The organism is Stenotrophomonas sp. 10L48, assembly GCF_056395105.1.
Window position 1 is genome coordinate 1 of the sequence record NZ_JBFTIX010000005.1, and the last position, 12607, is coordinate 12607.

A 12607-nucleotide genomic window follows, 5' to 3' on the forward strand; every position below is an offset into this window, starting at 1 on the left:
CAAATCCAATCGAAATCGAATATTTCGACAATTGATCGAAGAGCATCCACGCATGGCGTGGATCTACGTGTCGACCAAGGTCGACACCCACCAAGAGCAGGCCATGACATTCCGACAGATCGCGGGAAATTGTCGGAGGCGGGGAGGGGGCAGATGGCGGGGGCGTGAGCGCCATGGATGGCGCGACCGAGCTTACATGGACGTACTTGCAGCGTCCCCCGCCATCTGTCCCCTCCCCGCCATCCCACGAAATGCAGGCTTTTGCTTTTGGTGTTGCTGTTGCTGTTGAGGTTGCCGGCCAGCGGCCGGCACTACCGTGGGTGCAGGGCGCAGCCCTGCCGAACACCCCCGCCTACATTCTGCTTACGAACGACTGACATTGTGCTCATGGTGCATGGGCCACGCTGTAGCTCGGTGTTTACAGCGAGGATGCATGGTGGTCTGGCAACAGCTGCAGCAGTACCTGTGGCCGATCGGCAGCGCCCTGGTGGTTGGCGGCCTGGGGGCTTGGGCCGTACTGGCCCTGTACCGTCGCCTTCGCGGGCGTGACCGGCGCCGTGCGCGCATTGGCCGGGTGATCGGACCGCCGCTGGCTCTTGCACTGCCCGTGCTGTTGCTGGTTCCGGCGCTGCAGACCACGCCATTGCCGGAACACACGCTCGATCAACTGCTGCGCGTGCTGCACATCGCCCTGACTGCCTGCTTCATCTGGTTGCTGGTGCGCGGCGTTGCGGCGGGTGAGCGGGCGATCCTGCGCAGCCACCCGATCGATGTGTCGGACAACCTTGAAGCGCGCCGCATCCAGACCCAGACGCGAGTGCTCAGCCGCGTGCTGATGGGCGGCATCATCGTGCTCGGTGCTTCGCTGGTGCTGCTGACCTTCCCGATGGTGCAGAAGATCGGCACCGCACTGTTGGCGTCGGCGGGCCTGATCGGCCTGGTGGCGGGTATCGCCGCCAAACCGGTGTTCGGCAATCTGATCGCGGGCCTGCAGATTGCGGTGACCCAGCCGATCCGGCTCGATGATGTGGTGATCGTCGAGGGCGAATGGGGGCGCATCGAAGAGATCGGCAGCAGCTACGTGGTGGTGCGCATCTGGGATGAGCGGCGGATGGTGGTGCCGTTGACCTGGTTCATCGAGCACCCGTTCCAGAACTGGACACGACGCAGTGCCGACCTGCTGGGTACGGCCTTTCTGTGGCTGGACTACCGTGCGCCGATCGCGGCGATACGTGCCGAGCTGGAACGCATCTGCCAGGGCCAGCCGCTGTGGGATGGACGGGTGTGCGTGACGCAGGTGACCGAGACCAGCGAGCGCGCGATCCAGGTGCGGCTGCTGGTCAGCGCGCGCAGTTCCGGTGATGCATTCGACCTGCGCTGCCTGGTGCGCGAACGCATGCTGGATTTCCTCGCACGCGAACATCCGCAATCGTTGCCGCAGGTGCGCGCGCGCCTGCAGCGGGACGATGAGCTGGATATGCCGCGGATGCGGCGTGCAGGCAGCGCCGATGTGCGTTCACCCGGTGCGGAGGATGGTGAGGCGGCCATCGCGCCGGCGGAGCCGCGCCCGGAATGGTAGCGCCGGGCCATGCCCGGCGGATTGCAGAGTGCCGCTGCGCTCGCCGGCACGGCCCGGCGCTACCATCCATTGGGTCAGGGGTCGCCGGATTCGATCAAGGTATCGGTATCGAAGTGCGGTGGGCGCCGGGCGCGCGTGCGCTGCTCATACGCGTAGGCCATCTCGATCAACTTCGGCTCGCTCCAGGCCGTGCCCATGAACAACAGCCCCGCAGGCAGGCCATCGATCTGGCCCATCGGCACGCTCAGGCTGGGGTAGCCGGCGACGGCGGCGACGCTGTAGCTCTCGCCGGGGAAGTCATCGCCGGTGCTGCGCAGGGGCCAGGCCACACCGGTCGTCGGTGCGACCAGCGCATCCAGCTTCTGCGATGCCAGCACGGCGTCGATGCCTTCCGGGCCCGCCAGTCGCCGCGCATCGCTGCGCGCGCGGATGTAGACGGGATCGCCCAGGCCTGGAGTCGCCTGGGCTTCCTGCAGCAGCTCCTGGCCGAACAGGCCCAGTTCCTGGCCTTTGTGCGCCTCGTTGAAGGCGATCAGCCCGGCCAGGCTGCGCAGTGGCGCCTGGTAGGTGTTGAGGTAGCGCTCCAGACCCGCCTTGAATTCGTACAGCAGGACGATGCGCTCGGCATCGGCCCAGGCGCCCTGGTTGGGTAATTCCACCGGTACCACCACGGCGCCGGCTCGGCGCAGTTCAGCGACAGCCTGTTCAACCAGCGGTGGCATCCCGCGATATTTCAGCAATGGTGTCTGCAGCAGGCCGATGCGCTTGCCGCGCAGGCCCTGCGGATCCAGCCGTGCGGTGTAGTCGTAGACTGCGCGGCCGGGCATGGTCGCAGTGGCGGGATCGGCGTCATCGCGGCCAGCGATGGCGGTCAGCACGGCGGCGGCGTCGGCGACGCTGCGGGTCATCGGGCCCGCGGTGTCCTGGCTGAAGGAGATCGGGATGATGCCTTCGCGGCTGACCAGGCCGACGGTCGGTTTCAGGCCGACCACGCCGTTGATCGCTGCGGGGCAGACGATGCTGCCATCGGTTTCAGTGCCGATGGCCACGCTGGCCAGGTTGGCGGCCACGGCCACCGCGCTGCCGCTGCTGGAGCCGCAGGGTGAATGACTGAGGCGGTAGGGATTGCGGGTCTGGCCGCCGCGCGCGCTCCAGCCGGAGATGGAGTCGTTGCCGCGGAAGTTGGCCCACTCGCTGAGGTTGGTCTTGCCCAGCACCACTGCGCCCGCTTCGCGCAGGCGGCGGACTAGGTAGGCATCGCCAGGGCGGAAGCCCTGCAGGGCCAGCGAGCCGGCACTGGTGGCCATCGGTGCGGCGTTGATGTTGTCCTTCAGCAGGATCGGGATGCCATGCAGGGGGCCGCGCAGGCGGCCGGCACGGCGCTCCTGGTCGCGCTGTGCGGCTTCCTTGAGGGCATCGGGGTTGAGTTCGATCACCGCGCGCAGGCGTGGCCCGGTGCGGTCCAGGGCGGCGATGCGCTTGAGGTAGGCGCCGGTCAGGGTGACGCTGTCGAGCTCACCGGCGACCATCCGCGCCTGCAGGTCGGAGACTTCGGTCTCGGCGTAGGGGAAAGGCATAGAACTGTTGCCGGGTTCACCGGCATGCGCGGTGGACGCGGCCGGGCTGCAGCCAGCAGCGAGCCCCGCAGGCAACGCGGTGATCAGGAAGGACAGGAGGGGCGGCAAGGACAGGCGCATGGGGCAGCTTCGACGGCTCCGATCCCCAGTGTAGCGGCTGCTCAGCGACGGCGCTTGCGCAGGTCGCGCGCCAGCACGTAGACGACGATCAGGTTGATCGCCAGCACCGTCCACGAGGCCCAGCCGGGATGGCGGACGATCGCGTAGATGTCGAAGGGCAGATAGATGGAGGCGGTCAGGCAGCCCAGCCAGGAAGCCCATGCCTTGGCTTTCCAGAGGCCCCAGGCCTCGACCAGGTGCAGCAGGCCGTAGCCGATCATCGCCGCCGCAGCCAGGTGCACCGCGTCGGGACTGATTGCATTCAACAGCGAGGGCAGGGTGCCGTGATCCGGGTCCAGGCTGAAACGCCGGATCAGGGCATTGACGCCGTCGCGAAGCGGCTGCGGGCCGAGGATTTCCAGCCCGGTGGCCGCCAACAACGCCAGCATCGCCTTGCTCGCTTCGAGCAAGGCGATGACATGGAGGCCCGGATGCCGGTGTGGATCCGGGTTGTAGCCGTTCTGGCTCACGGTTCGCTGGATCAGCCGCCGCGCGAGTTCTTCTTGCGGTCGCTTTCGGTCAGGAACTTCTTGCGCAGACGGATCTCCTTCGGGGTGATCTCGACCAGCTCGTCGTCTTCGATGAAGTCCAGGGCCTGTTCCAGCGAGTACTTGATCGCCGGGGTCAGCTGGATCGCATCGTCCTTGCCCGAAGCGCGCATGTTGGTCAGCGGCTTGGTCTTGATCGCGTTGACGGTCAGGTCGTTGTCCTTGGAGTGGATGCCGACCAGCTGACCTTCATACACGTTGTCGCCTTCAGCAGCGAACAGCTTGCCGCGTTCCTGCAGCGGGCCCAGCGAGTACGCGGGGGTGGTGCCCGGCGCATTGGCGATCATCACACCGTTGATGCGCTTGGCGATGGCGCCCTGTTCCTTCGGACCGTAATGGTCGAACACGTGGAACAGCAGGCCCGAGCCCTGGGTGAGGGTCTTGAACTCGTTCTGGAAGCCGATCAGGCCACGGGCCGGGATCTGGTATTCCAGGCGGACACGGCCCTTGCCGTCCGATTCCATGTTCTTCAGCTGGCCCTTGCGGGTGCCCAGCTTTTCCATCACGCCGCCCTGGTGGACTTCTTCGATGTCCACCACCAGCTGCTCGATCGGCTCCATGGCCTGGCCGTCGATCTGCTTGATGATCACTTCCGGGCGCGACACGGCCAGCTCGTAGCCTTCACGACGCATGTTCTCGATCAGCACCGACAGGTGCAGTTCGCCACGGCCGGAGACCAGGAACTTGTCGGCGTCTTCCAGCTGTTCGACCTTCAGGGCCACGTTGTGGACCTGCTCGCGGTCCAGGCGGTCCTTGATCTGGCGGCTGGTCAGGAACTTGCCACCGGACAGGTCCTTGTTGCCGGCGAACGGCGAGTTGTTGACCTGGAAGGTCATCGAGATGGTCGGCTCGTCGACGGTCAGTGCCGGCAGGGCTTCCGGGGTTTCCGGGTGGCACAGGGTGTCGGAGATGGTCAGCTCCGGAATACCGGAGATGGCGACGATGTCACCGGCTTCGGCGGTGTCCTGCTCGATGCGCTCCAGGCCCAGGAAGCCCAGCACCTGGGCAACCTTGCCGTTGCGCTTCTTGCCTTCACGGTCGATCACCGCGACCTGCATGTTCTTCTTCAGGGTGCCGCGCTGGATGCGGCCGATGCCGATCACGCCCACGAAGTTGTTGTAGTCCAGCTGGCTGATGCGCATCTGGAACGGACCTTCCGGGTCCACTTCCGGCTTCGGCGCGTGCTGCATGATCGCTTCGTACAGCGGGGTCATGTCGCCGTCGCGCACGGTGTCTTCCAGGCCGGCGTAGCCGTTCAGGGCCGAGGCGTAGACGATCGGGAAGTCCAGCTGCTCATTGGTGGCGCCGAGCTTGTCGAACAGGTCGAAGACCTGGTCGATCACCCACTCCGGACGCGAGCCCGGACGGTCGACCTTGTTGACCACGACGATCGGCTTGAAGCCCATCGCGAAGGCCTTCTGGGTGACGAAGCGGGTCTGCGGCATCGGGCCGTCCATCGCGTCGACCAGGATCAGCACGGTGTCGACCATCGACAGCACGCGCTCGACCTCGCCGCCGAAGTCGGCGTGTCCGGGGGTGTCGACGATGTTGATCCGGTTCTTGATACCGGTCTTCTTGTCTTCCCAGGTGATGGCGGTGTTCTTGGCCAGGATGGTGATGCCGCGTTCCTTTTCCTGGTCGTTGCTGTCCATCACGCGCTCGGCGAGGACGGTACGCTCGGACAGGGTGCCGGACTGCTTCAGCAGCTGGTCGACCAGGGTGGTCTTGCCATGGTCGACGTGAGCGACGATGGCGATGTTGCGAAGGTTTTCGATGGACATACGAAAGGGGGCCAGTCGGCGCCGGATTTGGAAAAAGAAGTCCAACATTATACGTCGAACTTGACGATTGGCGAAAACCTGGATTTCAGGACCGCTGAGGCCCCCATTCAGCCTGCCCCCCGGCGCTGCCCGTCCGCAGGCTGAAGACCCTGTCTGCGCACATGGTCGAAGCCGCCCATGCCACGGGGGAGGTGTATCCTTATGGGGCTGATTACACACCCCGCATCCCAAGGATCTGCATGTCCCTCATCGCCACTTTCGACACCACCCAGGGCCCGATCAAGGTCGAGCTGTTCGCCGACAAGGCGCCGCTGACGGTCGCCAACTTCGTGAACCTGGTCAAGCGCGGCTTCTATGACGGCCTGATCTTCCACCGCGTGATCCCCGATTTCATGATCCAGGGCGGCTGCCCGCAGGGTCGTGGCACCGGCGGCCCGGGCTACAAGTTCGAAGACGAGAAGAATGGTGTGAAGCACCAGATCGGCTCGCTGTCGATGGCCAACGCCGGCCCGAACACCAATGGCAGCCAGTTCTTCATCACCCACATCAAGACCGATTGGCTGGACGGCAAGCACACCGTGTTCGGCCAGGTCCTGGAAGGCCAGGCGATCGTTGATTCGGTCAAGCAGGGCGACGTGATCCATTCGATCACCCTGGAAGGCGACACCGACGCCGTGCTCGCCGCCCAGGCAGAGCGCGTGGGTGAGTGGAACAAGATCCTCGCCGCCTGATCCAATACCCGGACGGCCCCCTGCAGAGGGGGCCGTTTCCATGTTGCGGCCGCCCCGCCAGGCCTGTCCCCGCCCGCGCGGCCATCTCCCACAACGCTACTTAGCTTCTTAGCAGAGGAAATCCCCATGAAAGCACCTGTTCGTGTTGCCGTGACCGGCGCCGCCGGCCAGATCGGCTACGCCCTGCTGTTCCGTATCGCCTCCGGTGAAATGCTGGGCAAGGACCAGCCGGTCATCCTGCAGCTGCTGGAGCTGCCGGTCGACAAGGCCCAGGCCGCCCTGAAGGGCGTGATGATGGAGCTGGAAGACTGCGCGTTCCCGCTGCTGGCCGGCATGGTCGGTACCGACGACGCTGAAGTCGCCTTCAAGGACGCCGACATCGCCCTGCTGGTCGGCGCACGTCCGCGCGGTCCGGGCATGGAGCGCAAGGATCTGCTGCTGGAAAACGCGAAGATCTTCACCGCCCAGGGCGCCGCACTGAACAAGGTCGCCAAGCGTGACGTGAAGGTGCTGGTGGTCGGCAACCCGGCCAACACCAACGCCTACATCGCCATGAAGTCGGCGCCGGACCTGAACCCGCGCAACTTCACCGCCATGCTGCGCCTGGACCACAACCGTGCGCTGAGCCAGCTGTCGACCAAGCTCGGCAAGCCGGTCGCCGGCATGGAGAAGCTGGTGGTGTGGGGTAACCACAGCCCGACCATGTACCCGGACTACCGTTTCGCCACCGCCGATGGTGCGTCGATCGCCGATGCGATCAACGACCAGGAGTGGAATGCCAACACCTTCATCCCGACCGTCGGCAAGCGCGGCGCGGCGATCATCGAAGCCCGCGGCTCGTCCTCGGCAGCTTCGGCGGCCAACGCAGCGATCGACCACGTGCGTGACTGGGTGCTGGGCAGCAACGGCAAGTGGGTCACCATGGGCGTGCCGTCCGACGGTTCCTACGGCATTCCGGAAGGCGTGATCTTCGGCTTCGCGGTCACCACCGAGAACGGCGAGTACACCCTGGTCAAGGATCTGCCGGTCGACGACTTCAGCCAGAAGTACATCGACAAGACCCTGGCCGAGCTGGAAGAAGAGCGCGCCGGCGTCGCCCACCTGCTGGGTTGATGCGGTCGGTGCCGGCACCCTGCCGGCACCTTTCCATCAGGATAGGTACCGGCCGTTGGCCGGTACGCAGGAAACGGGGAGGCTTCGGCTTCCCCGTTTTCGTATGGAGTACCTGGCAACGATATGATCCTTCTGCATTACATCGACGACGCGCTGCTGGTGGCCGAGAAGCCGGCCGGCCTGCTGTCCGTGCCCGGCCGCTCGGCGGAGAACCAGGACTGCGTGGTCGCACGGCTGCAGGCGGTGTATGCCGATGCGCTGACCGTGCATCGCCTGGACCAGGTCACCTCTGGCCTGCTGCTGCACGCGCGCGGCAAGGACATGCAGGTAGCGCTGTCGATGCAGTTCGAGAAGCGCCAGGTGGGCAAGCGTTATGAAGCCATCGTGCAGGGGCTGCTGGAAGATGATGCCGGTGAAGTGGACCTGCCGCTGATCGTCGACTGGCCGAACCGGCCCAAGCAGATGGTCGACCACGAACGCGGCAAGCCGGCACTGACCCGATGGCGGGTACTGTCGCGTGACACCGAGGCGCAACGCACGCGCGTTGAACTGGAACCGGTCACCGGCCGCAGCCATCAGCTGCGCCTGCACATGGCCAGCCTGGGTCATCCAATCGTCGGCGACGTGCTGTATGGCGCAGAGGCCGCGCAGCGCGTGTGCCTGCATGCGCGCAAACTGCAGTTCACTCATCCGGTGACGGGCGAGGCGCTCGCGTTCGAGTCTACGACTCCGTTCTAGAAGGGTAGGGTGTTCGGCAGGGCTGCGCCCTGCACCCTGCTACGAACCGAAGCAATGTCAAAAGCCAAGGCAGCTCTGGATTTCTGCGTGTTGGGCGGGGCGGTGTGGGTTGGCAGGACACGCCGTTAACCCATCCATGGGGGCTCGATGGCGCCATCCATGGCGCCAACGGTCCTGCCAACCCGCACCGCCCCGCCTTCGGCAGATCTCCGGTGACGGAGGTCTGTCCGCGCTTTGCGTGGATCAAATCCATCGGAATCGAATATTTCGACAGTTCATCGAAAAGCATCCACGCATGGCGTGGATCTACGTGTCGACCAAGGTCGACAGCTACCAACAGCAGCCCAACAGCAGCGGGAAACTGTAGCCCAACAGCAGCGGGAAATTGTCGAAGGCGGGGTGGGTCCGGTTGCGGGGGCGTGAGCGCCATGGATGGCGCGACCGAGCCTACATGGACGTATTCACGGCGTCCCCCGCAATCGGACCCACCCCGCCATCCCAAGGAATACTTGCTGTTGCTGTTGCGGTTGCGGTTGCCGTTGCTTCGGCGGGTGCAGGGCGCAGCCCTGCCGGCAACACACCCCCTACCAAGGTAGGGCGGCCCACGCGCCAGCGCCGGACTATGCTCGAAGCCATGACTTTGTCTGGGAGGGCTGCGTCATGAACTACGAGGAAACCTACCGCCGTTCGATCGACGAGCCGGAGGCATTCTGGGGCGAGGAAGCCAAGCGCATCCATTGGCACACGCCGCCGCAACAGGTGCTCGACTACAGCAACCCGCCGTTCCGGCGCTGGTTCGTGGGTGGTGAAACCAACCTCTGCTACAACGCCGTCGACCGGCATCTGGCCGACCGCCCGGACCAGCTCGCACTGGTCGCCATCTCCACCGAAACCAACAGCACCCGCGAAATCACCTATCGCCAGTTGTATCGCGAAGTGAACGACTTCGCCGCCGTGCTGAAGCACCTCGGCGTCGGCCACGGCGACCGCGTGGTGATCTACATGCCGAACATGGCCGAGGCCGTGTTCGCCATGCTTGCCTGTGCACGTATCGGTGCGGTGCACTCGGTGGTGTTCGGTGGCTTCGCTGCGCACAACCTCGCGCTGCGCATCGACGATGCCAAGCCGAAGCTGCTGATCGCTGCCGATGCCGGCATGCGTGGCGGCAAGCTCATTCCGTACAAGACGATGGTCGATGCCGCCTGCGCCGAAGCCAGCAGTCCGCCGCCGCACGTGCTGATCGTTTCGCGCGGGCTGGACCCGGCCGAGCCACGCATCGAAGGGCGCGACGTCGAGTACGCCACCCTGCGTGCGCAGATCGGGCAGACCGATGTGCCGGTGCAATGGCTGGAATCGAGCGAGCCCAGCTACCTGCTGTACACCTCCGGCACCACCGGCAAGCCGAAGGGCGTGCAGCGCGATGTCGGTGGCTATGCGGTGGCGATGGCGCAGTCGATGCAGACCGTGTTCGACTGCAAGCCGGGACAGGTGATGTTCTCCACCTCCGATGTCGGCTGGGCCGTGGGCCATTCCTACAACGTGTATGGCCCGTTGATCGGCGGCTGCACCTCGCTGCTGTACGAAGGGCTGCCGACCAACCCCGATCCGGGCATCTGGTGGGCGCTGTGCGAGCAGTACAACGTGCGCACGATGTTCTCTTCGCCGACGGCGATCCGCGTGCTGAAGAAGCACGATGCCGATTTCATCCACCGCCACGACCTGGATGCGTTGAAGTATCTGTTCCTGGCCGGCGAGCCGCTGGACGAGCCGACCGCGCACTGGATCAGCGACGCGCTGGGCAAGCCGATCATTGACAACTACTGGCAGACCGAAACCGGTTGGCCGGCATTGACCCTGCTGCCTGGGCTGGACATGAAGCCGGTGCGGTTCGGCTCGCCCGGGTTCCCCAACCTCGGCTACCGGATGAAGGTGATCGACGAGAACACCGGTGAAGAGGTGGCTGCCGGGCAGAAGGGTGTGCTGGTGATGACGCCGCCGTTGCCGCCGGGCTGCATGAGCACGGTCTGGAATGACGACAGCCGCTTCCTGCAGAGCTACTTCAGCCACTTCAAGGAACTGCTGTACAGCTCGCTGGACTGGGCCATCCGCGATGACGATGGCTATACCTTCATCCTCGGCCGCACCGACGATGTGATCAACGTGGCCGGGCACCGTCTGGGCACGCGTGAGATCGAAGAGGCCATCTCCAGTCACCCGCGCGTGGCCGAGGCAGCGGTGATCGGGGTGAAGGACGAATTGAAGGGGCAGGTGCCGCTGGTGTTCGTCACCCTCAAGCAGGGGCTCGATGGCGAAGACCCGGCCGCAGTGGTGGCCGAGATGATGGCCACGGTGACCGCCTCGCTGGGTGCGGTGGCGCGACCGGCGCACATCCATGTGGTCAACGCGCTGCCCAAGACCCGTTCGGGCAAGCTGCTGCGTCGCTCGCTGCAGGCATTGGCCGAGCAGCGCGACCCCGGCGACCTGTCGACGCTGGACGACCCGGGCGCGCTGGAAGAGATCCGCCGCGCGCTGGGACGCTGATCGGGGTGGTAGCGCCGGGCCATGCCCGGCGAGCGCAAAGCGCGGAAAAGCCGCCAAGCATGGCCTGGCGCTACCCAGGCCTGCCAGGACATGCGCTAAGCTCCGCCTGTCATCGACCTGCAACACGCGTCACGCGCCGGGGAACGCGCGTGCCACCCGGGGATGGCGAACAGGGGGCGTGCCCGCAAGGGCGCGCATGCGTATCGCATCGTGGGAAGGGGGAGCTATGGCACTGCTGCATGCCAAGACGGCCGCTGGCCGCAAGGAAATCGAAGATCGTGCCCGGCGCCTGCCGGCGGCGCTGCGTTCGATCCTGTTGATGGTTGACGGCCAGCGCGATGAAAGCGAACTGCGCGGCTTGTTCGAGGGACTGCGCGCGCCGCCGGATGCGCTGCAGCAGCTGGCTGCACTGGGCCTGATCGAAGTGGTCGGCGGCAGGGCCGAACCTGTACCGCAGCGCGGGCTGTGCAGCGGCCGTGAGCAGGATCCGGCGCTGTACCAGCAGTTGTACGACGCGATGAGCGATGCCGTGCGCCGCCATCTGGGCCTGAAAGGCTACTTCATGCAGTTGAAGATCGAGCGCTGTACCGACGCGGTCGCCCTGGAAAAACTGTGCCCGGAAATGATCGCCGCGATCGGCAAGGCACGCAGCCCGGCGCTGGCCCAGCGCTGGTGGCAGGAGATCCAGATCTCGATGGCACCGGTCACTGCCGAGGTCGTGCCCGGCTGACGCGCGGGGTAAAGTGGTCCGCTCTTTTTCCGCCCAGGAGCCCCGCATGCAGGACGACACCGATACCCCCGGTTGGGATGCGATCAATGCCGCGCTGGCACCGCTGTACGCCGGCCAGGAGCCGCGTCACTTCGGTACCGCGCTGCCGTACACGCTGGGTGGCCAGGATCCGCTCGATGGCATCAGCGTGTACTGGGCGGAATCACCGGTTCCGCATTGGCACTACGTCACCTACGGCCTGTCAGAACTGTATGCAAAAGAGAGCAGTGATGCGGCCACCAGTGGCTATGGTTTCGAGCTGACGTTCCGCCTGGCTGCGGACAAGGGGGAGGATGCAGGCAGCACGCCGCCTGCGTGGCCGATGAACCTGCTGCAGAATCTGGCGCGCTATGTGTTCAGCAGCGGCAATGTGTTCGAGGATGGCCACCACCTCAACGCCAATGGCCCGATCGCGCTGGAGACCGACACCCGTCTCTGCCATCTGGCATTCGTTGCCGATCCGCAGTTGCCACCGCGCGACACCGCCAATGGACATTTGCAGTTCCTTCAGGTGGTGGGGCTGACCGACGAGGAAATGGACGCGATCAAGCGCTGGTCCACGCGCGGTGTCCTGCAGGTGCTTGAGGAAGCGATGCCGCTGTGGATCACCGATCTGCATCGCGGCAATCTGCTGGACGATCCGGCGCTGGCCGCGCGGGTGGAGGCTGGCAGCGAGCGTGAGGGATCCAGTACCGGCATGTTGTTCATCGAGACGCTGGACTGGCGGCAGACGGCGGGTATCACCACGCTGGTGTTGGGGGCCGGGCAGGTCGGCAGTGTGGGTGAGCTGCTGCCACTGCGCCTGCGCCACGGCAAGGCACTGACGCTGGTCAGCCGCGAACGACAATGGGAGTTCATGCCGACCACCGATGGCGCGGTCGCGGTCGAGGACGACAACGTGCGCTGGATACTGGATGAGGCGGCGTTGCAGGCCTGGCATGACGTGCGGCCGCAACGCGGGACCTACCCGGTGTCGAATACGTTGCAGGTTGAAGTGGTGCCGACGTTCCTGCGCGATGCGAAGGGCGAAGTGATCCGCGAAATCGGCTGACCGCGCCGATGGCACCGATG

Annotated in this window: 10 protein-coding genes; 7 read left to right on the forward strand and 3 right to left on the reverse strand. The window is 65.5% G+C overall.

The window, feature by feature from the left end:
- Positions 1 to 433 precede the first annotated feature (433 nt).
- Entirely contained in the window at positions 434 to 1579 is a 1146-nt protein-coding gene (locus tag AC1DCU_RS09275; RefSeq protein WP_170919619.1) for a mechanosensitive ion channel family protein, read from the forward strand.
- Between the two features lie 74 nt (positions 1580 to 1653).
- Here the strand turns inward: AC1DCU_RS09275 and AC1DCU_RS09280 are convergent, their stop codons facing one another.
- From AC1DCU_RS09280 to typA, 3 genes are read right to left on the reverse strand one after another with little or no spacing between them, the layout of a single operon-like run.
- Positions 1654 to 3276 carry an amidase gene (locus AC1DCU_RS09280; protein ID WP_032977435.1) on the reverse strand — a complete coding sequence of 541 codons (1623 nt, stop codon included), beginning with the start codon at positions 3274 to 3276 and terminating at the stop codon, positions 1654 to 1656.
- A 41-nt stretch (positions 3277 to 3317) separates the two neighbouring features.
- Positions 3318 to 3785 carry a DUF2127 domain-containing protein gene (locus AC1DCU_RS09285; protein ID WP_025879438.1) on the reverse strand — a complete coding sequence of 156 codons (468 nt, stop codon included), beginning with the start codon at positions 3783 to 3785 and terminating at the stop codon, positions 3318 to 3320.
- 11 nt (positions 3786 to 3796) lie between these two features.
- Positions 3797 to 5644 (reverse strand): translational GTPase TypA, encoded by a 1848-nt coding sequence (gene typA, locus AC1DCU_RS09290; RefSeq protein ID WP_025879437.1) that lies wholly within the window; start codon positions 5642 to 5644, stop codon positions 3797 to 3799.
- 239 nt (positions 5645 to 5883) lie between these two features.
- On the opposite strand from typA, the gene AC1DCU_RS09295 reads away from it, so the two are divergent.
- From AC1DCU_RS09295 to AC1DCU_RS09320, 6 genes are all read left to right on the forward strand, one after another.
- Positions 5884 to 6375: a peptidylprolyl isomerase gene (locus tag AC1DCU_RS09295; protein WP_025879436.1), complete on the forward strand. Its 492-nt coding sequence runs from the start codon at positions 5884 to 5886 to the stop codon at positions 6373 to 6375.
- 126 nt (positions 6376 to 6501) lie between these two features.
- A complete protein-coding gene (locus AC1DCU_RS09300) occupies positions 6502 to 7488 on the forward strand; it encodes a malate dehydrogenase (protein WP_025879435.1) in 987 nt (328 codons plus the stop codon).
- 123 nt (positions 7489 to 7611) lie between these two features.
- Entirely contained in the window at positions 7612 to 8226 is a 615-nt protein-coding gene (locus tag AC1DCU_RS09305; RefSeq protein WP_025879434.1) for an RluA family pseudouridine synthase, read from the forward strand.
- A 660-nt stretch (positions 8227 to 8886) separates the two neighbouring features.
- Positions 8887 to 10767: a propionate--CoA ligase gene (gene prpE, locus AC1DCU_RS09310; protein ID WP_313113316.1), complete on the forward strand. Its 1881-nt coding sequence runs from the start codon at positions 8887 to 8889 to the stop codon at positions 10765 to 10767.
- Positions 10768 to 10993: 226 nt separating this feature from the next.
- Entirely contained in the window at positions 10994 to 11497 is a 504-nt protein-coding gene (locus tag AC1DCU_RS09315) for a hypothetical protein (protein ID WP_032977431.1), read from the forward strand.
- 46 nt (positions 11498 to 11543) lie between these two features.
- On the forward strand, positions 11544 to 12587 hold the full coding sequence (locus tag AC1DCU_RS09320) for a suppressor of fused domain protein (protein WP_313113321.1): 1044 nt from the start codon (positions 11544 to 11546) through the stop codon (positions 12585 to 12587).
- Positions 12588 to 12607 lie beyond the last annotated feature (20 nt).

Excerpts from the sequence above, each read along its gene's own strand:
- AC1DCU_RS09280 (WP_032977435.1), bottom strand. The coding sequence starts at position 3,276 with ATGCGCCTGTCCTTGCCGCCCCTCCTGTCCTTCCTGATCACCGCGTTG.
- AC1DCU_RS09305 (WP_025879434.1), top strand. The coding sequence starts at position 7,612 with ATGATCCTTCTGCATTACATCGACGACGCGCTGCTGGTGGCCGAGAAG.
- prpE (WP_313113316.1), top strand. The coding sequence starts at position 8,887 with ATGAACTACGAGGAAACCTACCGCCGTTCGATCGACGAGCCGGAGGCA.
- AC1DCU_RS09315 (WP_032977431.1), top strand. The coding sequence starts at position 10,994 with ATGGCACTGCTGCATGCCAAGACGGCCGCTGGCCGCAAGGAAATCGAA.
- AC1DCU_RS09275 (WP_170919619.1), top strand. The coding sequence starts at position 434 with ATGGTGGTCTGGCAACAGCTGCAGCAGTACCTGTGGCCGATCGGCAGC.
- typA (WP_025879437.1), bottom strand. The coding sequence starts at position 5,644 with ATGTCCATCGAAAACCTTCGCAACATCGCCATCGTCGCTCACGTCGAC.
- AC1DCU_RS09320 (WP_313113321.1), top strand. The coding sequence starts at position 11,544 with ATGCAGGACGACACCGATACCCCCGGTTGGGATGCGATCAATGCCGCG.
- AC1DCU_RS09300 (WP_025879435.1), top strand. The coding sequence starts at position 6,502 with ATGAAAGCACCTGTTCGTGTTGCCGTGACCGGCGCCGCCGGCCAGATC.
- AC1DCU_RS09295 (WP_025879436.1), top strand. The coding sequence starts at position 5,884 with ATGTCCCTCATCGCCACTTTCGACACCACCCAGGGCCCGATCAAGGTC.